25 protein-coding genes and 1 pseudogene are annotated in these 25,512 nt (G+C 28.2%); 1 reads left to right on the top strand and 25 read right to left on the bottom strand.

Annotated features, from left to right (window positions below; genetic code table 11):
* Positions 1–42 precede the first annotated feature (42 nt).
* From recG to ACYUE0_RS00710, 3 genes are all read right to left on the bottom strand, one after another.
* Complete coding sequence (recG, locus tag ACYUE0_RS00720) at positions 43–2,076, bottom strand: ATP-dependent DNA helicase RecG (RefSeq protein ID WP_460269151.1); 2,034 nt, start codon at positions 2,074–2,076, stop codon at positions 43–45.
* Between the two features lie 121 nt (positions 2,077–2,197).
* Entirely contained in the window at positions 2,198–3,847 is a 1,650-nt protein-coding gene (locus ACYUE0_RS00715) for a DAK2 domain-containing protein (RefSeq protein WP_061995063.1), read from the bottom strand.
* Between the two features lie 12 nt (positions 3,848–3,859).
* Positions 3,860–4,210, bottom strand: a complete 351-nt coding sequence (locus tag ACYUE0_RS00710; RefSeq protein WP_010292811.1) for an Asp23/Gls24 family envelope stress response protein — start codon at positions 4,208–4,210, stop codon at positions 3,860–3,862.
* Between the two features lie 228 nt (positions 4,211–4,438).
* On the opposite strand from ACYUE0_RS00710, the gene rpmB reads away from it, so the two are divergent.
* Entirely contained in the window at positions 4,439–4,627 is a 189-nt protein-coding gene (gene rpmB / locus ACYUE0_RS00705; protein WP_010292812.1) for a 50S ribosomal protein L28, read from the top strand.
* A gap of 459 nt (positions 4,628–5,086) precedes the next feature.
* Here rpmB and spoVM read toward each other — a convergent pair whose 3' ends face one another.
* From spoVM to ACYUE0_RS00595, 22 genes and pseudogenes are all read right to left on the bottom strand, one after another.
* Entirely contained in the window at positions 5,087–5,158 is a 72-nt protein-coding gene (gene spoVM, locus ACYUE0_RS00700; RefSeq protein WP_157450855.1) for a stage V sporulation protein SpoVM, read from the bottom strand.
* 18 nt (positions 5,159–5,176) lie between these two features.
* The gene (locus tag ACYUE0_RS00695; protein ID WP_199868706.1) at positions 5,177–5,347 is read right to left on the bottom strand and encodes a hypothetical protein; all 171 of its coding nucleotides are present in this window, start codon (positions 5,345–5,347) and stop codon (positions 5,177–5,179) included.
* A 298-nt stretch (positions 5,348–5,645) separates the two neighbouring features.
* Positions 5,646–6,278 (bottom strand): thiamine diphosphokinase, encoded by a 633-nt coding sequence (locus tag ACYUE0_RS00690; protein ID WP_460269150.1) that lies wholly within the window; start codon positions 6,276–6,278, stop codon positions 5,646–5,648.
* A 1-nt stretch (position 6,279) separates the two neighbouring features.
* Positions 6,280–6,930, bottom strand: coding sequence for a ribulose-phosphate 3-epimerase (gene rpe / locus ACYUE0_RS00685; RefSeq protein ID WP_460269149.1), 651 nt, complete (start codon positions 6,928–6,930; stop codon positions 6,280–6,282).
* Positions 6,927–7,793 (bottom strand): ribosome small subunit-dependent GTPase A, encoded by an 867-nt coding sequence (rsgA, locus tag ACYUE0_RS00680; protein ID WP_460269148.1) that lies wholly within the window; start codon positions 7,791–7,793, stop codon positions 6,927–6,929. Before rsgA ends, rpe begins: the two co-directional genes overlap by 4 nt.
* Before the next feature lie 13 nt (positions 7,794–7,806).
* Entirely contained in the window at positions 7,807–9,837 is a 2,031-nt protein-coding gene (gene pknB / locus ACYUE0_RS00675) for a Stk1 family PASTA domain-containing Ser/Thr kinase (protein ID WP_460269147.1), read from the bottom strand.
* A complete protein-coding gene (locus ACYUE0_RS00670) occupies positions 9,812–10,558 on the bottom strand; it encodes a Stp1/IreP family PP2C-type Ser/Thr phosphatase (protein ID WP_061995068.1) in 747 nt (248 codons plus the stop codon). The genes pknB and ACYUE0_RS00670 overlap by 26 nt, the downstream gene beginning before the upstream one ends.
* Positions 10,559–10,560: 2 nt before the next feature.
* On the bottom strand, positions 10,561–11,595 hold the full coding sequence (gene rlmN / locus ACYUE0_RS00665; RefSeq protein WP_061995069.1) for a dual-specificity RNA methyltransferase RlmN: 1,035 nt from the start codon (positions 11,593–11,595) through the stop codon (positions 10,561–10,563).
* 8 nt (positions 11,596–11,603) lie between these two features.
* The gene (gene rsmB / locus ACYUE0_RS00660) at positions 11,604–12,932 is read right to left on the bottom strand and encodes a 16S rRNA (cytosine(967)-C(5))-methyltransferase RsmB (protein ID WP_460269146.1); all 1,329 of its coding nucleotides are present in this window, start codon (positions 12,930–12,932) and stop codon (positions 11,604–11,606) included.
* A 19-nt stretch (positions 12,933–12,951) separates the two neighbouring features.
* Positions 12,952–13,638 (bottom strand): zinc metallopeptidase, encoded by a 687-nt coding sequence (locus ACYUE0_RS00655; protein ID WP_199868699.1) that lies wholly within the window; start codon positions 13,636–13,638, stop codon positions 12,952–12,954.
* 44 nt (positions 13,639–13,682) lie between these two features.
* A complete protein-coding gene (fmt, locus tag ACYUE0_RS00650) occupies positions 13,683–14,615 on the bottom strand; it encodes a methionyl-tRNA formyltransferase (protein ID WP_199868929.1) in 933 nt (310 codons plus the stop codon).
* Between the two features lie 17 nt (positions 14,616–14,632).
* Positions 14,633–15,073 (bottom strand): peptide deformylase, encoded by a 441-nt coding sequence (gene def / locus ACYUE0_RS00645; protein WP_061995072.1) that lies wholly within the window; start codon positions 15,071–15,073, stop codon positions 14,633–14,635.
* Between the two features lie 71 nt (positions 15,074–15,144).
* On the bottom strand, positions 15,145–17,358 hold the full coding sequence (priA, locus tag ACYUE0_RS00640; protein WP_460269145.1) for a primosomal protein N': 2,214 nt from the start codon (positions 17,356–17,358) through the stop codon (positions 15,145–15,147).
* Positions 17,359–17,614: 256 nt separating this feature from the next.
* Positions 17,615–18,808 (bottom strand): bifunctional phosphopantothenoylcysteine decarboxylase/phosphopantothenate--cysteine ligase CoaBC, encoded by a 1,194-nt coding sequence (coaBC, locus tag ACYUE0_RS00635; protein ID WP_460269144.1) that lies wholly within the window; start codon positions 18,806–18,808, stop codon positions 17,615–17,617.
* Between the two features lies 1 nt (position 18,809).
* Complete coding sequence (gene rpoZ / locus ACYUE0_RS00630; protein ID WP_460269143.1) at positions 18,810–19,043, bottom strand: DNA-directed RNA polymerase subunit omega; 234 nt, start codon at positions 19,041–19,043, stop codon at positions 18,810–18,812.
* A gap of 3 nt (positions 19,044–19,046) precedes the next feature.
* A complete protein-coding gene (gmk, locus tag ACYUE0_RS00625) occupies positions 19,047–19,655 on the bottom strand; it encodes a guanylate kinase (protein ID WP_199868696.1) in 609 nt (202 codons plus the stop codon).
* Complete coding sequence (gene remA / locus ACYUE0_RS00620; protein WP_010292837.1) at positions 19,648–19,923, bottom strand: extracellular matrix/biofilm regulator RemA; 276 nt, start codon at positions 19,921–19,923, stop codon at positions 19,648–19,650. Before remA ends, gmk begins: the two co-directional genes overlap by 8 nt.
* Before the next feature lie 14 nt (positions 19,924–19,937).
* Positions 19,938–20,816 (bottom strand): YicC/YloC family endoribonuclease, encoded by an 879-nt coding sequence (locus tag ACYUE0_RS00615; RefSeq protein WP_460269141.1) that lies wholly within the window; start codon positions 20,814–20,816, stop codon positions 19,938–19,940.
* Between the two features lie 222 nt (positions 20,817–21,038).
* Positions 21,039–22,190 carry an aminotransferase class I/II-fold pyridoxal phosphate-dependent enzyme gene (locus tag ACYUE0_RS00610; protein WP_460269140.1) on the bottom strand — a complete coding sequence of 384 codons (1,152 nt, stop codon included), beginning with the start codon at positions 22,188–22,190 and terminating at the stop codon, positions 21,039–21,041.
* Positions 22,191–22,660: 470 nt separating this feature from the next.
* Positions 22,661–22,795, bottom strand: a pseudogene (locus tag ACYUE0_RS00605) (IS1595 family transposase); the annotation flags it as partial.
* Positions 22,796–23,168: 373 nt separating this feature from the next.
* Entirely contained in the window at positions 23,169–24,518 is a 1,350-nt protein-coding gene (locus ACYUE0_RS00600) for an NCS2 family permease (RefSeq protein WP_460269139.1), read from the bottom strand.
* A gap of 308 nt (positions 24,519–24,826) precedes the next feature.
* Positions 24,827–25,507, bottom strand: coding sequence for an ABC transporter ATP-binding protein (locus ACYUE0_RS00595; RefSeq protein ID WP_061995498.1), 681 nt, complete (start codon positions 25,505–25,507; stop codon positions 24,827–24,829).
* Positions 25,508–25,512: the final 5 nt, after the last annotated feature.

Below are 25,512 nucleotides of genomic sequence, written 5' to 3'. Positions count from 1 at the left end.
TCTTATATTCTTATTTTTTATAAATATTTTAAATTACATTCTCTAATTAAAGCAAATATATTTAGAACTTCTTTCTAATTTATCTTTAATTTCAATCTTTACTTTTTTATCTTCACTGCTTTCACTATTTACAATTTCTTTTGCTTCCATATTAGCTGCTTTAAATATCCTAAAATCCTCAACTAAATCAGCTAAAAGGAAATTATTTTCCCCAGACTGCCTAAATCCAAATAACTCTCCACCACCTCTTATACGTAAATCTTCCTCCGCTATATAAAATCCATCATTACTATTTTTCATAGTTTCCATACGTCTTTTAGTTGTATCACTTTTTATATTAGCAATTAATATACAATAAGATTTGTGACTACCTCTTCCTACTCTTCCCCTTAATTGGTGTAACTGAGAAAGTCCAAACCTTTCAGCATTTTCAATTATCATAACTGTTGAATTTGGTACATTAACTCCAACTTCAATAACAGTAGTAGAAACTAATACTTTTATATTCCCATTTTTAAACTCTTCCATTATAGCATTTTTTTCTTTGTTAGGCATTTTTCCATGAAGAATTGCAACTTCAATATTTTTAAAATATCCATTTTTAAGTTCATTATATAAAGTTTCCACCGAGCTTAATTTTAAGTCTTCATTCTCTTCTACCAATGGACAAACAATATAAACTTGTCTTCCCATACTTATTTCTTTTAAAGTAAAATCATAAGCTCTATTTTTTTCTTTCTTATCTAAATAATATGTATCTACCTTTTTTCTTCCTGGTGGCAATTTATCTATAACAGATACATCTAAATCTCCATAAAGACATAACGTTAATGTTCTTGGTATAGGTGTAGCACTCATAACTAAAACATCAGCATTCTCAGATTTAGCACTTAGTTTATTTCGTTGATTAACACCGAATCTATGTTGCTCATCTGTTACAATCATACCTAAATTTTTAAAAACAACATCCTCTTCTATAAGGGCATGAGTTCCTATTAACAAATCAATTTTTCCTTCTTTTAAATCATTTTTTATAATTTCTTTATTTTTAGCAGTAGTGCTACCTGTAAGCAACTGTATATTTATTCCAAACTCTTCGAAAAGAGTTGTTGCTTCAAAATAATGTTGCTTTGCCAATATTTCTGTAGGCGCCATCATAGCTGCTTGATAACCATTTTTTATAACATTAAATAAACTTATTAACGCAACTATAGTTTTTCCACTACCTACATCACCTTGGACTAGTCTATTCATAGGAACATTTCTTTTTTCATCAATTAATATTTCTCTTACAACTCTACTTTGAGCTTCAGTTAATTGAAATGGCAATTTGTCTTTTAAATTCCTAAGTTCATGTGTCATTTTAAATCCTATTCCTAAACTACTTTTATTCAATTCTTTTAACATAAAAATTTTCATAGAGTAAGCAAATAGTTCTTGAAATTTCAATCTTCTTCTAGCTTCTTCCAAGCTATATCTGTCTTTTGGACTATGTATATTTCTTATAGATTCATCTAAAGGCATAAATTGATATTTTTCTACTATTTTAGCTGGTAAATTTTCTATTATCCTTACCTGTGATAAAACATCACTAATTATTTTGTTTAAAAAACTATTATTTAGATTGTCCTTCAATGAATACTTTGCTAGTATTTTATTTTTATCTATACTAGTGTTTTTTAATATTTTAGGATTACTCATTCTGTATTCACCATTAAACTTTTCAACTTTTCCAGTTATAACATATGTAGAATTAACCCTAAAACTATTTTTAGCATAAGGTTGATTAAACCATTGACCTTTAAAATTGTTATTGCCACAGTTAAATATAACTGTAGATAAAATCTTGTTATTTTTAGTTCGAATATCCCTTAATATACTTTTCACAGTACATTCTAATATAACTTTTTCTTTATCTTCAAATTGCTCTATTGAACTTCCTATTTTAACCATATCATAATCTCTAGGAAAATATAATAATAAGTCTAACACATTATATATACCACACTTATTAAGTTTCTCCCCCATCTTAGGACCTACACCCTTAACAAATGTTATGTCGTCATATATATTCACATTATCACTCCATAAACCATTTTTAATTATATAATATAAATTAAATTAAACTGAAATCATATACAAAACTTTTAAAATATACAAATAAGTATCTATATAATAGAAAAAAGCCCTAAGGCTTTTATTCTACTGCTGTAATAAAATAATATAATGGTTGTTTTCCATCAAAGCATTGGATATCCATATCTGGATATTTTTCTTCCAGTTTTTCTACTAACTCATCAACCTTGTTTTTATCACAATCTTCACCATAGAAAAGAGTTATTATTTCACTATCTTCGTTTATCATATCCTTTATTAACTCTTCACAAACAGCGTAAACATCTTTTCCTACTTGTTTTATATCTTTCTCAAGTATTCCTAGTATGTCTCCTTCACTAATGATTTTGCCATCTTGTTCTGTGTCTTTTACAGCATATGTTACTGAACCAGATATAACATTGCCTATTGCTTCAGACATAATGTCAAAATTTTGATTTGCATCATCTTCACTGTTAAACATCGTTATAGCTGTTACCCCTTGTGGTATAGTTTTTGTAGGAATGACTACTACTCTCTTGTCTTCAACTAATTCCACAGCTTGATTTGCTGCCATAATTATGTTTTTATTATTTGGAAGAATAAATACAGTTTCTGCATTTATTTTATTTATGCTATTTACTATATCTTGTGTACTTGGATTCATCGTCTGACCACCTTCAATAACTACGTCTACGCCTAAATCCTCAAATATTGCTTTTATTCCTTCGCCTCTTCCTACTGTAACAAATCCATATTTCTTTATAGGTTCTTTATTAACTGTCTCTATTTTTTCAATAGCCTTTTCTTCATCTATACCAAGCAAACTTCTATGTTGTTCTCTCATATTTTCAATTTTTAATTTTGAAAGTTCACCAAATGTTAATGCTTTAGAAATTATTTCTCCTGGATCATTTGTGTGCACATGAACCTTGACCATATCATCAAGACCAACTACAACTATAGAATCCCCTCTTTGCTCCAAATAATTTTTAAAAGCCTCTGTGTCAACTTTGCATGATAAAATCATAAACTCTGTACAATATCCAAACTTAATGTCCTCAGTGTTTATTTCTGTTTGTGAACTAGGCATTTCATAAGTTTTATTTTGTAAAACTTCTGTATTTAATTCAACTTTCATTTCTTCTTTTAAAGCTTGATACATTCCTTTGAATAGAATTAATAATCCCATTCCACCTGCATCTACAACTTTAGCTTGCTTTAACTGTGGCAACATTTCCGGTGTCTTTTGTAGCATTGCTTCACAATTATTGCATATCTCTTCAAATAAAGTAGTTACATTTTGTGCTGTACTTGTTTTAACACCTTCTGCCGCCGCTCTAATTATTGTAAGTATTGTACCTTCTGTAGGTCTCATAACTGCTTTATACGCAAAAATTGAACCTTGAACTATACTTTCCTTTATATCAGTAACTGTGGCCTCTTTTTTTCCTTCTAAACCTTTAGCTATTCCTCTAAATATTTGAGAAAGTATAACACCAGAGTTTCCTCTTGCTCCCATAAGAGCACCTTTAGCTAACTTTTTTCCTATTTCTCCTATGTCTTCATTATCTAATCCATCTACTTCACTAACAGCAGCCTTGAATGTCATTGACATATTTGTGCCTGTGTCTCCGTCTGGAACAGGAAAAACATTTAACGAGTTAACATAATCTTTTTCTTCTTCTAATTTATTTGATGCATTTTTTAGCATGTTGCAAAAATCTTGCCCATTTATTTTTAAGTTTTCCAACTTTAATACCTCCTAGACTCTGACACCTTGAACATTCACTATAACTTGTGAAACCTTAAGTCCTGTAAAGTTCTCCACATTATATTTTACTTTTTGAATTATATTATTAGCTATGACTGAAATTTTAGTTCCATATTCTACTATTATATATAATTCTACACTTAAAGATTCATTTTTCATGTTTACCTTAACACCTTTACTAAGGTTCTCAGCTTTTAAAAGCTCCCATAGACCATCCTTAGCGTTTTTAGAAGCCATTCCAACAACACCATAACATTCCATTGTTGATACACCTGCTATATTCGCTAAAACTTCTTCTGAATAAAAAATATTACCTACCTGATTAGTTATACTAGCTTTCATACTATAACTCCTCCTTAATAACACCATATAGTTTATTTTATATTATAAAATAGATTAATTCAAGAAATTAATATATCATCTATTGATTTTTCCCTAAACTGTATAATTTTATAATATAATTTATGTATTATTTTTAGTTTTTACTTGCATAAAATATAATTATTATGGTAAAATAGCTTATGTTTGATTTAAACATTAAATCATTGTGATTATAAGGAGGTGTTTGAATTGTCAAGAAGATGCGAAATTTGTAATAAAGGTGTTGTATCAGGTACTCAATACAGCCACTCACACCGTCAATCAAAAAGAACATGGGCTCCTAACTTAAAAAGAGTTAAAGCTATAGTTAAAGGTTCTCCTAAGACTATACATGTATGTACAAGATGCTTACGTTCAGGTAAGGTTGAGCGTGCTTAATCTTTAGCTTGTTATATAGCTATAAAAGAGTGCCAAAGCACTCTTTTTAAATAGTACCTAATATTTTTTAGATACTTTACATATAAACAAGATATTTCAATTCAATGATATACTGATGAAAATCTTAAGATTTTCTTAAAAATGCAACTTTTAACTTAAAGTTGCATTTTTATTTTATAAATATTAATTATTATATAAATTTTATTATTCATTTTCTAATTTTAAATTTACCTTTTAATTTAAAATTAACTTTGTAAAATTGTAGGGAAACAAGCTTCAACTTAAATTTATTCAATTTTCATACAAGATGCAGTGTTAAATTCTAAGTGATTCTGAGCATGTCTCACTATTTTAGGTATCCAAGTTTTGGAATGGATAATTTTAAAAGTCAACTTGGAACCCTATAATCATATATCAAGCTAATTATGTATTTTATATTTTAAGCTTGATTTTTATTTTTTATTCTTTTCTTACGAAAAGCTTAATTATTTTAGATAAAAATTTTGGAAGTTTTATAGCTACTATTTTCATTTACTCACCTCCTTTGAATTACTTCTCCATCACTTTCCATCCTGCACTAATAATTCCTAATCCTATTGCAATAATCCAACCCCAAAATGGTATTACAATCCCTAAAATCACACCAAAAGCTATAGACCCTACAACCTTCATATCTGTTGTTTCTTTTTTCTTTTTACTTTTTTTATTTTTTTTAGCCATTATCTCACCCTGCTTATAATTTTATATTAATATACTTTCTATCAATTACACTTCTTGTTACCATATTATGTATTAAATTATCTTTTGACACTGTTTTTAACTCTATATAGATATGCACCTTAGAATTTAAAGTTATCTATCAAATCTTTTTTATCAGCTTTTAAAAAACAAATACAACTACGGTTAGTTAAATATTAGAGTTAAAATTAACAGATTAAACTAAAAATCAGTTTTTTGAACTAATTTATATAATTTTTTATATAAAAAAACTAGCGTTTAATTAAACGCTAGTTTTTTGCTAGTCTACAGATCTTATAATCATCAATGTCCCTGATAAAAACTCTAAGTGAACTTCATTTTCAGCAAATTCATTTGATACAGTAAGACTGTCTTCTACTTCTAAATCATAATCCTTTAATTCATATTTTGCATTTTTTACAGACAATTTTTCAACTTTTTTATTAAATGCAAAAACAGAAAAAAACTCTCCTCTTTTTCCATAAATAGTTTTAGATTCACTTGTCATAGTTATTTTATTATTTTCATCAACTATATAAGCTTCTACACCTCTATTTATAGCTTTATTAAGTATACATAAGTTACCTATTAAATGGTCTATTCTAGTTCCTGTACAGCCTAGAAATACTATTTTTTCAGCACTTAGTTCAATAGCTTTTTCTAGTGCAATTTCCGTATCTGTATAATCCTTCTCTTTAGGATATTTAGTAATTTCACATTTATCTTTAAAATATTCTAATACCTTTTTATCTATTGAATCAAAATCCCCAAGCAATATTTTCGGTATTATATTATATTTATAAAGAGAATTAGCCCCACTATCAGCTGCTATAATACAAAATCCATCATTTGTATATTTAAGTATGGTTTCTTTTTTTGGTGGTGTACCACCAGATATAATTAACCATTTCATATTAAAAACCTTCTTTTAGTCCTCTTATATTTTTTTCAATTTCATTATTTTTAAATACTGCAGAGCCTGCTACTATAACATTTGCTCCGCAATTCACTATTTCTTTTATGTTATTTTTATCTACTCCACCATCAACTTGAATCATTAAGCTTTTATTATAGACATCACTTATTTTTTTTACTTCTTTTATTTTCTCATTACAGTATTGTATGTACTTTTGACCTCCGAAACCAGGATTAACAGACATCACAAGAACCATATCTACTATTGGGATTAAATGTTTTATACTTTCCACTGGTGTAGCTGGATTTATAGCTATTCCTGCTTTAACACCTAAACCTTTTATATAGTTCACAGTTCTATCTAAATGTTTATCTGCTTCTGCATGTATAGTTATTATATCCGCACCAGCTAAAGCAAAATCTTCTACATATCTTGCTGGGTCTTCAATCATTAAGTGAACATCAAATGTAAGTTTAGTACATTTTCTAATAGATTTTATTACAGGTATACCAAATGATATGTTTGGAACAAAGGCTCCATCCATAACATCTACATGAACCATGTCTGCTCCATATCTTTCTAATTCCTCAACCGCTTTTCCTAAATTGGAAAAATCAGCAGATAATATTGACGGTGATAATTTCATCATCTTTTATTCCCCCTATTATTCGTTATATCTTCTAAAGTTTTTATATAAAAATCATATCTTGCCTTATGAATTTTTCCTTCATTTACAGCCTCTTTAACTGCACAACTAGGTTCTTTATGATGAATACAATTATTGAATTTACATTTATCCCTATATGGTTCAAACTCTTTAAAGCAGTATTGCAATTCATCTTTAGGTATGAAATCTAACTCTAAAGATGAAAAACCTGGTGTATCAACTAAATATCCATCTTCAAATTCAATTAATTCACTATGCCTTGTAGTATGTTTTCCTCTTTTCAATTTATCACTTATTTCTCCAGTTTCCATCATTTCTCTTCCAATAAATTTATTAAGTATAGTAGATTTTCCTACTCCTGATGGACCACAAAATACGCTTATATTATCTTTAATTTTTTCTTTTAGTTTTTCAAGTCCTAAATTATTTTTAGCTTCTAAGTATAGAACCTCATAACCTGCTGATTCAAGTTCTTCTTTTACTTTATCAATATTTTCATTTTCAAGATCCATTTTATTAAAACAAACAATGGCATTCAAATTATTATATTCACATAGTAACAGGAATTTGCTAAGCAAATCCCTGTTTAAATCAGGATGTCTAAATGCAAATATAACAAAAGCTTGAGTTACATTGGCAACAACTGGTCTTATAAGTTCAGTTGTTCTTTCATATATTTTTTCTATTGTAACAGAATTACCTTCTATCTTAATTTCTACATTATCACCTATCATAGGTGATAAATTACTATATCTAAACTTTCCTCTAGCTTTGCATGTATATGTGTTTCCTTCACTCTTTACATAATAAAGACCACCAATACCTTTAACTATTATTCCTTGCATATATCCTCCAAATCTATTGTTGATTTTCTCCTTCATCAGGTTTTTCAGGTTTTTCAGGTTTTTCAGGTTCCTGTTTTTTAACAGTGACACTTATATTTTCACCTTTATTAACTTTAGTTTCTGCTTGTATGCTTTGACTTTCAATTATATCACTATCTTCTCCTGAACCACTTACATTCAATCCTAGGCTATTAGCTAAATTTTTAGCATCACCTAATGTCATACCTACAAAATAAGGCACAGAAACTTTTTCTGGTTCAGGTTCTTTATATTTATAATACTTAACATCTACTGCCGTTTGTTCATTAACTTTTGATCCAGATGATACACTTTGATAAAATATTTTTCCATCACGGCTCTTATCAGTAGTTGAAACTTCCGTAGTTGCTCCTAATTTTAAATTAGCTGCGCTTAGAACATTAGATGCTTCATCTACAGTCATGTTAATTAAATCTGGAGTCTGAGAATATTTAACAGCTGATCCTTTACTTACAACTACATCTATAGTGTCTCCTTTTTTAGCTGCAGTCCCTGGCTGTGGGTCTTGTCTAATTACAGTTCCTTCACTATAAGTTTCATTATTTTCCTCTATAACTTTTCCAACTTTAAACCCCATATTTGCAATTTGATTTTGTGCTTCTTGTAAAGTTAAATTTCCTAAATCAGGTACAGTTACTTCTTCAGGTCCTGAACTTACAATAACTTTTACTTCGGATTTCTTTTTCACTGTAGTTCCTTCATTAGGAATACATTTTAATACTTCCCCTTTAGGTTTATCACTTTTTTCTTCACCATCAACTTTAAATACAAGTCCTAGTTCTTCAATGATAGTTTTAGCATTTTCTTCGCTTTTTCCTACAATTTGTGGTATTTTAACCTCTTTTTTACTAGAACCAGCATCTGTAGACGGCTTCATTGATAACGTTATTGCAAAAGCTCCAATTAGAACTATGAATATTCCTATAGATACTAATATCAATTTCATTTTCTTATTTTTGGATCTTTTTTTCCTTGGCTTAACTTCATCTTCTTCATCGTCATCATATTCTTCATCATCGTAATCTTCATCATCATAATCTTCTTCATCATCATTTTTTCCATACAAATTATAATTATTGCTATCTTCATATGATGTTTTTGATGATTTATCTTCATCAATATTTATAGGACTCATTATTCTTGTAAATTCTTCAGTATCACCATTATTTTGAGGTATATTATAACTAATATTACTTCTTATTTGTCTTAAATCATGTAATATCTCTGTAGCACTTTGATATCTTTTAATAGGCTCTTTCTCTATAGCCTTTAATATTAAGTTGCTAATATTTAATGGTATATCGTATTTTATAGCAGTTGGAGGTATTACTGGCTCCTGTATATGTTTTAAAGCTATAGATACAGGACTATCCCCATCAAAAGGCAATTTACCAGTAGCCATTTCATAAAGTACAATACCTAAAGAATATATATCGGTTCTAAAGTCTACAACTTTCCCTTTCGCCTGCTCTGGGGAAAAATAATGAGCTGAACCTATAACTTTTGTTGTATGGGTTATAGTGTCGCTATTAGAAGCTTTAGCTATACCAAAATCCGTAACTTTAACTACCCCATCTTCTTTAACTAAAATATTATGTGGCTTTATATCTCTATGAATAACACCATTTCTATGCGCACACTCTAATGCTTGTGCTATTTGTATTCCAAATTCCACTACTTGATCACATGGTAAGCTACCATTTTCACAAATTACTTGCTTTAATGTTTTCCCCTCTACTAACTCCATAACAATATAATTGTATTTTCCCTCTACTCCAACATCAAATATGTTAACTATATTATTATGTGAAAAACTTGCTGTAGCCGCAGCCTCTTTTCTAAACTTATCCATAAATTCAATATTAGAAGTATATTGCTCTTTTAGTATTTTCACTGCAACATACCTATTTAAAAGTCGACATTTAGCCTTATAAACTATAGCCATGCCACCTTCACCGATTTTTTCAATCAGCTCATATCTACTCCCCAATATGGTTCCAATCATCTCCACACGCTCCTTTAAATATGATAACTGAGATGTTATCTCTTCCGCCTCTATCTTTACTAGCTTTTATAAGCTCATCACAAACATCTTCTTTATCTGTAATAATAATATTACAAATTTCCTGTTCACTTAATTCATTTGTTAGTCCATCAGTACATAAAAGTCCTTTATCAAATTCATTTAAATTTAGCTCATAAATATCAACATCTACAATTGGTTTAGTTCCAATAGCTCTTGTAATTACATTTTTATTAGGATGATTTTGAGCTTCTTCTTCACTAATAGTGCCATTATCCAAAAGTTCTTGAACTAAAGAATGATCCTTTGTAACTTTTACTAATTTGTCTTTACAGATAACATAGCATCTACTATCTCCAACATTTGCAACTAAGCATTTTTCATCTTTTATATAACAAATTGTAATTGTAGTTCCCATTCCACTATATTCATCCTTTAATAAGGCAGCCTTATATATATGATGATTTGCCAAATTTACTGCTTTAGTTAATGCTATTCTACCTTCTTCATCTTTGTTCTTCTTTAAATAATCTATAACTGTTTCTAAGGCCATCTTACTTGCTACTTCACCTGCATTATGCCCGCCCATACCGTCTGCTATGGCAAATATAGCAATATCTTCATATTCAAAATATTTAACAAAATCCTCATTCAAAACTCTTTTATTTCCCACATCAGATTTTATTCCTATTAATCTCCCCATTGTTACAACTCCTTTTTTTCTAAATAACTTCTTCTAAGTTGTCCACAAGCTGCATTTATATCTAAGCCCATCTCTTTTCTAACAGTTGTCTCTATGCCATTTTTTATTAAAATATCCTTAAATTTATTTATATCGTCTATATTAGCTCTTTTTAGTTCACTTTCCTTTATTTCATTTATCGGTATTAAATTCACATGGCAAAGCATACCTTTTAAAATTTTAGACAATTCTAATGCATCATCTTCTCTATCATTAAATCCTTTTACCAATGCATATTCAAAAGTTATTCTTCTATTAGTTTTATCTATGTAATAATTGCAAGCTTCTAATAATTCATCTATATTAAAAGCTTTAGCTATAGGCATAGTTTGTTTTCTCATTTCATTGTTAGGAGCATGAAGCGAAATAGCAAGGGTTATCTGCATATCTTTATCTGCTAATTCCTTTATTTTAGGAACTATACCACAAGTAGATAATGTTATATGCCTTTGCCCAATATTTAATCCATAATCTGCATTTACAAGTTCTAAAAATTTAATGACATTGTCAAAGTTATCAAGTGGTTCTCCACTTCCCATAAGAACAACATTTGATATTCTCTCACCTAATTCTTCTTGTGCTTTTATTATTTGTCCTAAAATCTCTCCGCTAGTTAGATTACGAACAACACCATCTATTGTAGACGCGCAAAACTTACATCCCATTCTACAACCTACTTGAGTGGATACACATATAGAATTTCCATGTTTATATTGCATAACTACAGATTCTATTAAATTATTATCCTGCATTTTATATAAATATTTTCTTGTATTCCCATCAACAGAATTGTATTTTTCTAATACTTTAGGAACTCCAATATAAAAATTATTTTTTAATTTTTCCTTAGTAGATTTTGATAGGTTTTTCATATCATCAAAATTATATACATATTTATAAATCCAAGAAAAAACTTGTTTTGCTCTAAACTCACTTTCCCCATTTTCCTTCATCCAAAGCTTTAATTCTTTAACGTTTAAGTCCAATATATTTCTCACAATTGCACCTACCCAATCCTACGTATTTTAACAATAAAGAAACCATCCATAAATTTATTAGGTAATATAGTTACCTCTCCACTATCACCATAAATTATATTATCAACATTACCATAAAATAAAGGTTCTAATCTAAAATTAGGATGATTTTTTAAGAACCACTGAATATTTTTTTCATTCTCTTCTTTATTCAAAGTACAAGTGGAATATAAAATAACTCCATCTTTTTTTACATATTTTGCTGCGTTATTCATTATATTTCTTTGAATTTCAACTATTGATTTTAATTCTTTTTGATTTTTAGTATATTTAATTTCTGGTTTTTTTCTTATAATTCCTAGCCCAGAACAAGGAACATCTATCAATACTCTGTCTGCATATTTGTTAAATTCTTTTTTATATACAGTAGCATCTAAAGTTTCACATTTAATATTATCTATATAAAGTCTCTTTGCATTATCTTTTATAAGGGATAATTTATTTTCATGTATATCAAAAGCTAAAACTTCTCCTGTATTGTTCATAATCTCAGAAATATGTGTTGTTTTTCCTCCTGGTGCACTACATAAATCTAATACTTTCAAATCATTATCAAGTTCCATTGATGGAGCTACTAACATAGCACTTTCATCTTGAACAGTTACATAGCCTTCTTTGAATAAAAGATTATCTTCAATATTTCTTCCATTTACAATTCTAATGGCTTCTGGAGCAACATATCCTTCAGACACTTGATATCCTTCATTTTCCATGTTATTATAAATTTCTTCATATTCGCCTTTTATTTCATTGACCCTTACAGTTAGTGCAGGCCTTTCATTTAATCCTATTAATATTTTTTCAGTTGTTTTTTTACCGTATTGTTTTATAAAATGTTCTACTAACCATCTTGGAAAAGAATATTCAAAACATAATTTTTCAATAGGATCCTCTCCACAATAACTTTTTTCTAAATTCCTTAAATAATTTCTTAATACTCCATTCACTAATTTTGATGCACCTAAAGATGAATTTTTCTTTGTTAAATTTACAGCTTCATTTACTGCAGCAAATGGAGGTATTTTATCTAAATACTTTATTTGATATATAGATATTCTTAAAATATTTAGTACAAAATCCTCTAGTTTTTTAAAGTTCTTTCCAGTAAAACTTTGTATTATCTTATCTATCGTATATTTATATTTTATCGTTCCATAAACAATTTCAGTTACCAAGCCTTTATCAACATCACTTAAATCACTTTTATTAAGTTCTTTACCTAATACAATATTAGAATAAGCCTTATTATTAAAAACTTGTGTTATAACATCTACTGCTATTTGTCTAGCATTATTCATTTTTTTACCTCATTAAAATTTATTCATTTCTGTCTCTAATTGCTAAAAGTCTTATCAATTGTGATACTGCAGTTATAACTGCTGCAACATAAGTAAGAGCTGCTGCATTTAATACTTTCTTAGCACCATTTACTTCATCTCCTACTAGTATTCCTTTAGACCTGATTATTTCTATAGCTCTATTGGATGCATTGAATTCAACTGGCAATGTTACAAGTTGAAATAATACTGTAGCTGAAAATAATATAATACCTATATTTATTAATGGGTTTATACTAAAAATTATACCTAAGAAAAATAAAAACCAAGATGCATTTGATCCTATATTAGCAATAGGTACTAATGCACTTCTAACTTTTATAGGTCCATAACCTTCTTTATGTTGAATTACATGACCTATCTCATGTGCCGCTACACCTATTGACGCTATTGATGTACCACTATAAACATCTCTTGAGAGTCTAACAACTCTTCTTTGTGGATCATAATGGTCTGTTAAATTTCCTCCTATCATCTCTATAGGAACATCAAATAATCCATGTGCATCTAATATCATCCTAGCTACATCCTTACCTGTATACCCCATTTTACTATAAACCTTGGAATACCTAGCAAATGTAGATGAAATATTCATCTGTGCCCACATAGAAATCAAAAGAGCTGGTATAAGTATTAACATTGTAGAATCAAAATAGAATGGATACATAATCAGCAACCTCCTACATCTTTTATTTTATAGATTTTCATAATTTATTTATGTAAAACTATATTTTCTTCTATTGAATTTCCTTTTATATATTCTGACACTTTCATAGCTTTTTTATTAGGGAATTGAATTTTTTTTGCTAACAGAATACCATTTTTTGTTGATATTCTCATTCCCTCCTTATCAACTTTTAGTATAGTTCCAGGAGTTTTTGTAGACTTTTCATTTAAAACCTCTGACTCTAAGATTTTCATCATCTTATCTTCATGATAACTATACGCAATAGGAAATGGATTTAATCCTCTTATAAAATTATGCACTTCTTGAGCACTTTTATTCCAATCAATATTAGCCATATCTCTATTTAACATATGAGCATAACAACTTAGATCATCGTCTTGCTTTTCTGGTGTCAATTCATTATTGGCTAATTTCTTTAAGGTTTCTATAAGCAACGGTGCTCCTGTTTCCTTTAAAATTTCATATAATTCTCCTGCTGTCATGTTTTCAGTAATTTCAACTGTATTTTTCAAAAGCATATCTCCAGTATCAAGACCTACATCCATTAGCATAGTAGTATTTCCTGACACCTTATCTCCTGCCATAACAGAATAATTTATAGGTGCTGCTCCTCTAAATCTCGGAAGCAATGATCCATGTAAATTTATACAACCATATCTAGGAATATCTAATACTTCTTTTGGTAGTATCTGTCCAAAAGCTACTACTACTATAAAATCTGGCTCTATAGCCTTTATTTTATCTATAGTTTCTTGATCTTTTCTAATTTTTTCTGGTTGATATACTTCTATATTATGTTTTAAAGCAACCTCTTTAACTGGAGACATTGCTAAAGATTTTCCTCTTCCTTTTGGTCTATCCGGTTGAGTGATTACAGCTTTAACATCAAACTCTTTTACTAATTCTTCTAAAGAAGGAACTGCAAAATCTGGCGTTCCCATAAATACTATTTTCATCTTTGACATATTATCACCTACATTTCTATTTTATCTATATAAAGGATTCCATCCAAATGATCTATTTCATGACAAAATGCTCTTGCTAAAAAATCTTCCCCTTCCACAGTAAACCATTCACCATTTTCATTCATAGCTTTCACCTTAACATATTGTGGTCTTTTAACTTTTCCATGCTCATTAGGAACACTTAAGCATCCTTCTAAATCAATTATTTCTCCTTTTGATTCAAGTATTTCAGGATTTATTAATACAATAGGACCTTCTCCTATATCTACTACAACAACTCTTTTCAATATTCCTACCTGTGGAGCTGCAAGTCCAACACCATTAGATTCATACATAGTCTCTTTCATATCTTTAATTAATGTTAACAACCTATCATTTATTTCATTAACTATTTTACATTTTTTCCTTAAAACTTCATCTTCTTGTGTTCTAATTTGTCTTAACGCCATAATAATTCTCCTTTTCTTTAACTTTAATCATTTTTATAAAAATTAAAATTGTATTTTATCCATATAAAATTCTATAACATATTATTGGGATTTATATCTATGCTAGTCCTTATATCATTATAAACATTTTCTAACTCTTCATAAACAAATTTTTTTATATTCATTGCTAAATCTTCTGTTATCTTTCCCTTAATAATTATTTGCCATCTATAATAATTTTTTATTTTAGATATGCCACAAGGGCACGGCCCTAATATAGATACCTCTTGATTTTTTTCTAATAAATTTTTTAATTTATAACCTAATTGTTGAACATTATCTATAAGAAAATTCTCTTTTTCACTACTGAAATTCATACTCATCACTTTGGAAAAAGGTGGATAATTTAAACATTTTCTAAGTTGCAATTCTTCTTTCAAAAAACTCAAATAATCATTGTTTGCTGCATAATTTATACTATAATTATCAGGATTGTATGTCTGTACAACTACTTTCCCATCTTTTTTATCCCTGCCAGCTCTACCAGCTACCTGAGTTATTAATTGAAAAGTTCTTTCTGTTGATTTATAGTCTGGTATATTTAATGATAAGTCCGCAGCAATTACCCCTACTAACGTAACATCTGGGAAATCTAATCCTTTAGCTATCATTTGAGTACCTATAAGTACATTAGCACCTTTATTTTTAAATTTACTATACAATACTTCATATGAATTTTTTTCTCTTGTTGTATCAAAATCCATTCTTATAGCTTTGGCATTTGGAAACATTTTGTTTACTTGATTTTCAAGTTGCTCAGTCCCTATTCCAAAATGCTTTACATATTTACTACCACATTTAGGACAAATTTTAGGTTTTTGAACTTTATTTCCACAATAATGACAATTTAAAGATGACTGATTATTGTGATACGTTAATGATATATCACATCTATCACACTTAAAAACATATCCGCAACTTCTACAAGATACAAATGTTGAATATCCTCTTCTGTTTAAAAATAATATTATCTGTTCATCCTTACTCAAAGCTTCTTCAATGCTTTTATAGAGCTCATTACTAAAAATACTTCTATTTCCATTTGCAAGTTCTTCTCTCATATCTGAAACAAAAATTTCTGGCAATTTGTTATTTGCAGCTCTATTATTTAGTGTAATTATATCATACTCCCCTATAAGACCTTTATAGTATGTTTCTATAGAAGGTGTAGCTGAACCTAAAACTAATTTACAATATTCAAGTTGAGTTTTGATTTCACCAATTTCTCTTGAAACATACTTAGGATCACTTTCTGATTTATAGCTAGCTTCATGCTCTTCATCTATAACTATAAGCCCTAGATTTTCAAAAGGTAGAAACAATGCAGACCTAGCACCTATAGCAAGTTTGACTTTCCCCATTTTAACTCGCATCCATTCATCAAATCTTTCTCCATCATTTAATTTACTATGAAAAATTGCAACATCTTTTCCAAATCTTCCTTTAAATCTTTCTACCATCTGTGGAGTAAGAGAAATTTCTGGTATTAATATTATAGAGTCTTTTCCATTATTCATCATACCTTCTACTAGATTCATATATATTTCTGTTTTTCCACTACCAGTTACCCCATGTATTAAAAATTGTTTTTTTGATGAATTCAAAATATTGTCTACTGCATTTTTTTGATCTTTGTTCAATACTTTTTTTTCATATTTCTTATATTCTTTTACATTATACCTATCTACTATGCTTTCTTCACACTTTAAAAAATCATATTTTATTAAAGTATTTATAGATGATAAGGAAAAACCATTTTCTTTTGACAATTCTGACTTACTATAAATTCCGTTATTAACCTTTATAAATTCATATATATTTATATAATTTTCTTTTAAATATTTTTTTTCCAATGGTTTAGACACCATAACTACTAATTTAGTTTTAAATTTTATCCCTTTTGTGATAGACGTAGGTATTATTACTTTTATAGCTTCCAGATAAGTACATAAATATTTTCTTCTCATTATCTCTATAAGCTTTATATCAGTATGTTTTAATAATGGCAACTCATCGCATATAGATTTTACACATTTAATTTTTTTTATATTTTTTTTATCTATATCATCTTCTTTATAAAAACTTATAACAAATCCATCTATGAATTTATTTCCAAACCCAAAAGGAACTTTAACCCTATGACCAATCAACATGTCATTCTTCAAGTTGTCTGGGACTTTATAAGTAAATATTTTATCCAACTTTACCGCTTCATTATTTACTATTATCCCAACATAATCCTTCATATGTACCTCTCTTTCATACTAATATATAAATATTAATATAAGGTTCTAAATTTAAAATTCAATTTATTTTCTTATGAAATGGAAATTTTTCATCTTAAACAAAACTATTAATATTTAAAATTTCCTGTATAAGCTGAATATTAATCTTATAACCCTATAAAAATTAACTTTTAATATTATACCATAATTTCAAAACCAACTACTATTTTGCCCTTATATATTTATATATAAAAATAAAAAGCGACAATGTCGCTTTTTATTTTAAATCTTTAATTACAATATCAAATAAACTTCCAGCTACTTTTTTCTTATCCATTACTTCTAAAGGAATCAAAGTCTCATCTTTTTTAATAATTGTAACTTTATTAGTATCTTTAGCAAATCCAGCATCATTATCAGTTATGTCATTAGCCACTATGTAATCTAAATTCTTATTTTTTATTTTACCTTTTGCATTTTCAATTAGATTATGGCTTTCTGCTGCGAAACCAACTAATATTTGATTTTTTTTCATTTTGCCTAAAGATTTTAATATATCATTATCTCTTGTAAATTCTAAAATTAAATCTCCAGAGCCTTTTTTTATTTTTTCTTCTGAATAGCTTTTTATCTTATAATCTGCAACTGCTGCTGATTTTACAATTATATCACTATTTCCAAATCTTTTTAATACTTCATCATACATCTCTGAATTGCTTTGTATTGATATAAATTCTATTCCAGTTGGTGGTTTTAAATTGGTAGGTCCACTTATTAAAGTAACCTCTGCACCTCTATCTCTTGCTTCTTCTGCTACAGCATACCCCATCTTACCACTTGATCCATTTGTTATGTACCTTACTGGATCAATTTTTGATATAGTTGGACCTGCCGTCACTAATACTTTTTTACCATCTAAATCTTTTTTACTGTTTAATTTACTTAATATAAATTCTGCAATGCTTTCTGTATCAGCAAGCTTTCCATCACCGACATCACCACAAGCTAATCTTCCACTTTCAGGTGCTATAAATTTATATCCTAAACCTTTTAACTTAGATATATTTTCCTGAACTATTGAATTTGTATACATATTTGTATTCATAGCTGGAGCAAAAACAACTGGCGCCTTAGTTGCCATTATTGTTGTAGATAACATATCATCTGCAATTCCATTTGCAACTTTTCCAACTATATTAGCTGTAGCGGGAATTATAGCCATAAGATCTGCTTTTTTAGCTAAAGATACATGTTGTATTTCCCATGCTTTAGGTTCTGCAAACATATCAGTAATAACCATATTTTGACTTAATGATTGAAAACTAAGAGGACTCACAAATTCAGTAGCTGATTTTGTCATTATAACATGTACATTAACGTTTTTCTTTTTTAATCTACTTATAACATCTAAAGCTTTATAAACAGCTATTCCGCCACATACTCCTATAACTACTGTCTTTTCTTTGTTCATCTTACTTTAAGCCCTCTTTCACATCTTGGCTTTCAGATAATAATACATCTTGATTTATTTCTTTTATAGCTATAGTAACTGGTTTTGTACTTTCAGTTTCTATTAATGGCTCTGAACCATCGATTATTTGTCTTGCTCTTTTAGAAGTTGCTACTACTAATGAGTATCTGTTTTCAACCTTATTTAATAAATCTACTATTGATGGGTTAATCATTGAACTATTGTTACTTTTCATATATTAGAACCTCCCTAATATTTCATCTTTTATTTTATAAACTCTACATTTTTCAGCCATTATTATGCTTTCAATTTTCTTTACAGCATCTTCAACTCTATCATTAACTACTGCATAATCATACTTTGATGCAAAAGAAATTTCATCATAAGCGGCATTTAATCTAGTTTTTAATGATTCTGGTGTTTCACTACCTCTATTTGTTATTCTTGACTCTAATTCTTCCATTGATGGAGGAAGTATAAATACAAACACTCCATCTGGATAAGCAGACTTTATTTTAAGTGCACCTTGTATATCTATTTCTAATATTACATCCCTACCATTTTCAAGCATTTCAAAAACTTTACTTTTAGGTGTTCCGTAAAAATTACCATATACTTCAGCATACTCTAAAAAATCATCATTTTCAATTTTTTTTAGAAAATCCTCTCTTGGTGTAAAAAAATAATTTATTCCATCAACTTCTCCTGCCCTAGGAGATCTTGTAGTTGCTGAAACTGATATCCATATATCATTTTTCTCTAATAAAGCCTTACAAACAGTACCTTTTCCAGCCCCTGACGGACCTGATATAACTAATAATTGCCCTTTAACTCCCATTTTATTCATCAACCTCATCTATATGATGGTCGTCTTCTTTTGATGATAATCTATGAGCAACAGTCTCTGGTTGTACTGCTGATAATATTACATGATCACTGTCTGTTATTATTACGGCTCTTGTTCTTCTTCCATATGTAGCATCAATAAGCATACCTCTATCTCTCGCTTCTTGAATGATTCTCTTTATTGGTGCTGATTCTGGGCTTACAATTGCAACTAACCTGTTAGCTGAAACTATGTTTCCAAATCCTATGTTTATTAATTTTATACCCATTAGTGTCCTCCTATTTACTCTATATTTTGAGCTTGTTCTCTAATTTTTTCTATTTCACTTTTAATTTCTAATGCTAAATTAGTTATACTTAAATCTGTAACCTTAGATGCTATTGTATTTGTTTCTCTGTTCATTTCTTGAATTATAAAATCAAGTTTTCTACCGATAGGTCCTTCTATTTTTAAAGTTTCTTTTACTTGACATATATGACTGTTTAATCTTACTATTTCTTCGTCAATTGCAGTTTTATCTGCAAGTAGTGCAACTTCCATAGCAAATCTATTTTCTTCTATTTGAGTATCCTCTAAAAGTTCTTTAAGTCTTTTCCTTAATTTTTCTCTGTACTCTAATATTGTGCCAGGTACTCTTTCACCTATCTCATTTACATAACCTAAAACTAAATCACATTTCTTTTCTATGTCTTGTCTTAGCTTTTCTCCTTCTTCTAATCTCATAATTAAAAGAGAATCCATTGCAATATTTAAAGAAGCTTGTAATTCTTTCCAAACTTCTTCTAAATTTTCTTCCTTCTGTTCAAGAGTAATGGCTTCTGGAAGCCTCACTAAACTCATAGTTGAAATGTCATCTCTTAAATCATACATATTTTGAACTTTACTTAAACAATTCATATAACTTTTTATTAGTTCTTCATTCAAAACAGCTTCTACATTTTCTTTTTCAAGTGTCTTTTGAGTTATAAATACGTCTACTTTACCTCTTTTTATTTTTTCACTTAAAATTTTTCTTATACCATCTTCTAATGAGATTAAAGCTCTTGGCATTCTTACATTTAGTTCAAAATATCTGTGATTAACACTTTTTATTTCTACAATAAAATTTGAGTGCCCATTCGGTACACTCCCACGCCCAAAGCCCGTCATGCTTTTTATCATTTATCAACGCATCCTTCCGAGTTCTTTGTAAAATTCTTTATTCACTATTATACAAAATTTACATTATCAATTTCAAGTTAAAAATATATGTATTATTTAGCATTTTGAATTATTTAATAGGAAATTAAAGAAAATCTGATTTTTTAAAGAGTAAATAGAGGCAAAACAGCCTCTACTTTTCAAATTTGTTAAACTTTATACATACTATCATTTTTATAACTTTTATTCATATTTGTCAAGACTTGAAAGAGAGTTTTCAATTATATTGTATGGTTGTGTTAATGCTATTCTAAAATAATCATACCCTAAAGTACCAAAAATATCTCCTGGTGTAACTATAATTCCATGCTTATTTAAAAGTTCTAAGCAAAATTCATAAGTTGTGTATCCTTTAGGTGTCTTGCACCAAATATAAAATGTAGAATAACTATCAAAAAATTTAATATTTTTTTCTTGTAATATTTTTTTTACCAAAACTCTTCTTTTGCTATATTCTTCTTTTAATTGTTCATTATATTCATCGCCTAGTTTCAAAGCATTAATAGCAGCATATTGTATTGGCATAAACTGGCCAGAATCTAAGTTACTTTTTACTTTAATTAAATTCTTAATTACTTCTTTATTTCCCACAGCATATCCAATTCTAAAACCAGTCATATTATACAACTTAGAAAAACTTCCAAATTCTACAACTGTTTTTTCTTTATCAAATTGTAATATGCTTATAGGTTTTATATCTTGTTCTATTATTTCACAATATGCAGCATCATTGCAAACAATTATATTTTTTTCTTTAGCAAATTTAACTATTCTTTCAAAAAATTCTTCCGTTGCACTTGCTCCAGTTGGATTATTGGGGTAATTAATAAACATTAACTTAGCTTTAGATACTGTATTTTCTGGTATATTATCTAAATCTATCAAATAATTATTTTCCTCTTTTAATGGTACTGTGCAAGGAAAACAACCCCATAATTTAGATGCTATATAATAAACTGGATATCCTGGTTCTGGTACTAAAACAGTATCTCCTATATCACATACTGAAGGTATTACGTTACTTATTCCTTCTTTTGATCCTATTAATATAACTACTTCCTCTTCTTCTAATTGTACACTAAATTTGTCTTTATAATACTTTATTATTTGCAATTTTAATTCTTCTAACCCATCATAAGGAGGATATTTATTAAAACCCTTTTTATTCATACCTTCAATTAATCCTTCCTTTATGTTTTCATCTACTAGTAAATTAGGATCTCCTATACTTAAATCTACTACTTTTTTGCCCATAGATATCCTTTTTTCTCTTATATAATCCAGATTTTTAAAGTGGTATTCACCTATACCATTTAATCTATTATTTATCTTCATAAAATCACCTTGCAAATTACTAATATAACTTATGGTATTCTCATATGTCATAAAATGTTCCAATGTTATATATTTTTACATAATGTACAAAATTAATTTAATTTATTCTTTTATCTTTCATATAAATTTAATCATATAAGTTATAAACTTGTCATTCTCAATTGATAATGCATTTTTTCTGTTATTGATTAAATCTAAATTTTAATATATATCTAAATTATAAAAAAGTTTATTTTCATATTTATGTAACTATAAATTTACGGATTATAATTTAATACCATATATTCTCATTGTACATAATTTGTAGATTATAATCTCAGTAATTATTTAAATAAATTTAAATTTATATAAATATCGATTGTCTTGTCTTGAAATCTTTAACCATAGTATAACTATGGGGTATATTACTGTTAACTATCAAATTTTTAGTTCGGATTGTTTCTTTTTATGATATAAAAGTATTTATCTATTTCTTTGCTTATACCACACTTTTTAACTTGTTTTCCTCTTTTACGAGAAGGTCTTGGCATATTTGCAGGTTTAGTTCCTTTATATGAGTAAGCAAAGAAAACTTTGTCTGCTTCAACTACGCCATCAACAGAGCCTAATAAATACTTTATCTTTAATTTTCCTATTGTTTAATTAAACTATCTTTCTAAACTTAACTTTTTTAAGTTAACCACCATTTTTTAATATAGTTACTTTTTTAAAATCATTTTAAACTTATTCTTATATTTATATAATTTATACGTCTTATAACCTGTTCATTTTATCATTTGATAACATTTTTCACTTATCCCACTTACCCTGTATATCTATATATACATAAACTTTTACATTTCATATTTTAAGAATATCTGAAAAATTTTCAATTAAGATTATTGTTTAAATTGAATTTTTACAATAAAAAACAAGTAAATCTTTAGTAAAGCAATTATTACTTTGAAGATTTACTTATTCTATATATTAATGTTAATATTAATGAGACGCTATAATTTTTATTAAAAATACTATTGCCAAAATATACATTACTGGTGAAATTTTCTTCTTTTCTTTACTTACTATGTTACTTATAAAATTCATACTAGCGTAAGCTAAAACACCTATTGTTAATCCATCTCCTATGCTATAAGTTAATGGCATCAATGCTAATGTCAAGAAAGCAGGTACCCCTTCTGTGAAATCCGAAAAATCTATATTTTTTATACTATCAATCATATAGAATCCAACTATTATAAGAGCTGGTGCTGTAGCTGCTGATGGTATTGCTATAAATATCGGTGAAAAGAATAATGCTATTAAAAATAAAATTCCTGTAACAACTGAAGCTAAGCCCGTTCTTGCACCTGCTGCCACTCCTGCTGAACTTTCAACATAAGTTGTAACAGTAGATGTTCCTAAAATAGAACCTACAGTAGTTCCTATAGCATCAACTAATAATGCCTTACCTGCATTTTTAACTTTTCCATCTTCATCTACCATACCTACTTTAGACGCTACCCCTACCAACGTTCCAACGGTATCGAAAAAGTCTACAAATAAAAATGTAAATACTATAGTTATAAATTGCATAATTTGCGCTTTAGAGTTAAAAAAAGAAAAATCTAATTTAAATGCTATAGGTTTTAATGATTCATATTTAAATATTCTCTCTGGTAATGATATTCCATAAGATAATGCTGATTCTGGCGATATAATAGCATATCCCCATGCGACAATAGAACTAATCAAAATACCCCAAAGTATAGCACCTTTAACATTTTTTTTAGAAAGTATAACTATTATCAATACTCCAACAACAGCTATTAACACAGTTGGACTAATTAAATTTCCCATAGCTACAGTTGTAGCATCACTTTTAATAACTATTCCAGCATTAATAAATCCTATAAATGAAATAAATAAGCCTATACCTGCTGTTACTGCATATTTTAAATTTGTAGGAATAGCATTCACAACCATTTCTCTTACATTAGTTAAAGATAATAAAATAAATATAATACCCTCTACAAATACAGCTGTTAATGCTACATGCCAAGATATCCCCATACCTAAAACTACAGAAAATGCAAAGAAAGCATTTAATCCCATACCTGGTGCTAATGCAAAAGGCAGCTTTGCATAAAGCCCCATAAATATAGTTGTTAAGCCTGCTGTTAAGCACGTAGCAGTAACTATGGCACCTGGTGGCATTCCCACTCCCTCAGCTCCTAAAATATTAGCATTTACAGCTATTATATAAGCCATAGTTAAAAATGTAGTTATTCCACCAACGACTTCTTTTCTTACATCTGTTGCACTATCTTGTAATGCAAAATAATTTTCCATCTCCTACTCCTCCTCTTAACATTTAAAATATAAAAAGTTTTATTTTTCGTATCATTGCAAACTTTATTTTTAATTTTTATTTTTTATTTCGTGTATTCTTCATCTTTATAATATCAGCTTATTTAAAAACAGTCAATGAATTTTACGTATATTTTTTTATTTTTTTATTTTTTCGTTCGTATTAATTGATTTTCATGCATCTACTTTTAGATTATTGCTTTAAATCTATCTATGGTATTATATATAACTCACTTTTATAAAAAAATAAGCCACCTCAAATTCTATTTGAGGTGGCTTATTTTTCAAATCTATTTATTATTCGTATTAATCTTACCATCTTTTATTTCTATAACCCTATCGCTAAAGGATGCAGCATATTTATCATGTGTTACCATTACTATAGTCTTTTTATCATTTATATTTAATGCCTTTAATATTTCTAATACATTGTTACCAGATTCGGAATCTAAGCTCCCTGTAGGTTCATCTGCAAATATAATTTTGGGATCAGTAATCAAAGCCCTAGCTATAGCTACTCTCTGTTGCTGTCCTCCTGACAATTGATATGGATAACACTTTCTCTTTTCATATAAACCAACTTTATTTAGTAAAAAATCTAATCTTTCTTTATATATTTTTTTAGGCACTCCATCATATTCAAATATAATTGATATATTATCTTCAATATTTAAATCTTCTATTAAATTATAAAACTGAAAAATAAACCCGAAGTTTTGTCGTCTTAACTTACTTAGCTTTGCATCTTTCATATTAAATATATCATTACTCTCAAATAATATACTACCTTCACTTGGTGTATCTAAAGCACTAAGAATATATAATAGCGTACTCTTACCCGCCCCAGATTGACCCATTATACTTAAAAATTCACCTTCATTAACATCTAAATTAATACCTTTTAATATTTCATAAGAATTATCACTTACATTAATCTTTTTTTTGATATTAATAGCTTTTAATATACTCATAATCA

This window comes from Clostridium sp. CTA-19 (assembly GCF_054767855.1).
This window is presented reverse-complemented; position numbering and strand designations above follow the sequence as displayed.

Coding starts and splice junctions, on each gene's coding strand:
- ACYUE0_RS00710 (WP_010292811.1), bottom strand. CDS start 4,210: ATGAAAGCTAGTATAACTAATCAGGTAGGTAATATTTTTTATTCAGAA.
- ACYUE0_RS00695 (WP_199868706.1), bottom strand. CDS start 5,347: ATGGCTAAAAAAAATAAAAAAAGTAAAAAGAAAAAAGAAACAACAGAT.
- ACYUE0_RS00690 (WP_460269150.1), bottom strand. CDS start 6,278: ATGAAATGGTTAATTATATCTGGTGGTACACCACCAAAAAAAGAAACC.
- rpe (WP_460269149.1), bottom strand. CDS start 6,930: ATGATGAAATTATCACCGTCAATATTATCTGCTGATTTTTCCAATTTA.
- rsgA (WP_460269148.1), bottom strand. CDS start 7,793: ATGCAAGGAATAATAGTTAAAGGTATTGGTGGTCTTTATTATGTAAAG.
- pknB (WP_460269147.1), bottom strand. CDS start 9,837: ATGATTGGAACCATATTGGGGAGTAGATATGAGCTGATTGAAAAAATC.
- ACYUE0_RS00670 (WP_061995068.1), bottom strand. CDS start 10,558: ATGGGGAGATTAATAGGAATAAAATCTGATGTGGGAAATAAAAGAGTT.
- rsmB (WP_460269146.1), bottom strand. CDS start 12,932: ATGAATAATGCTAGACAAATAGCAGTAGATGTTATAACACAAGTTTTT.
- ACYUE0_RS00655 (WP_199868699.1), bottom strand. CDS start 13,638: ATGTATCCATTCTATTTTGATTCTACAATGTTAATACTTATACCAGCT.
- fmt (WP_199868929.1), bottom strand. CDS start 14,615: ATGAAAATAGTATTTATGGGAACGCCAGATTTTGCAGTTCCTTCTTTA.
- def (WP_061995072.1), bottom strand. CDS start 15,073: ATGGCGTTAAGACAAATTAGAACACAAGAAGATGAAGTTTTAAGGAAA.
- priA (WP_460269145.1), bottom strand. CDS start 17,358: ATGAAGGATTATGTTGGGATAATAGTAAATAATGAAGCGGTAAAGTTG.
- coaBC (WP_460269144.1), bottom strand. CDS start 18,808: ATGAACAAAGAAAAGACAGTAGTTATAGGAGTATGTGGCGGAATAGCT.
- rpoZ (WP_460269143.1), bottom strand. CDS start 19,043: ATGAAAAGTAACAATAGTTCAATGATTAACCCATCAATAGTAGATTTA.
- gmk (WP_199868696.1), bottom strand. CDS start 19,655: ATGAATAAAATGGGAGTTAAAGGGCAATTATTAGTTATATCAGGTCCG.
- remA (WP_010292837.1), bottom strand. CDS start 19,923: ATGGGTATAAAATTAATAAACATAGGATTTGGAAACATAGTTTCAGCT.
- ACYUE0_RS00615 (WP_460269141.1), bottom strand. CDS start 20,816: ATGATAAAAAGCATGACGGGCTTTGGGCGTGGGAGTGTACCGAATGGG.
- ACYUE0_RS00610 (WP_460269140.1), bottom strand. CDS start 22,190: ATGAAGATAAATAATAGATTAAATGGTATAGGTGAATACCACTTTAAA.
- ACYUE0_RS00600 (WP_460269139.1), bottom strand. CDS start 24,518: ATGGAAAATTATTTTGCATTACAAGATAGTGCAACAGATGTAAGAAAA.
- ACYUE0_RS00595 (WP_061995498.1), bottom strand. CDS start 25,507: ATGAGTATATTAAAAGCTATTAATATCAAAAAAAAGATTAATGTAAGT.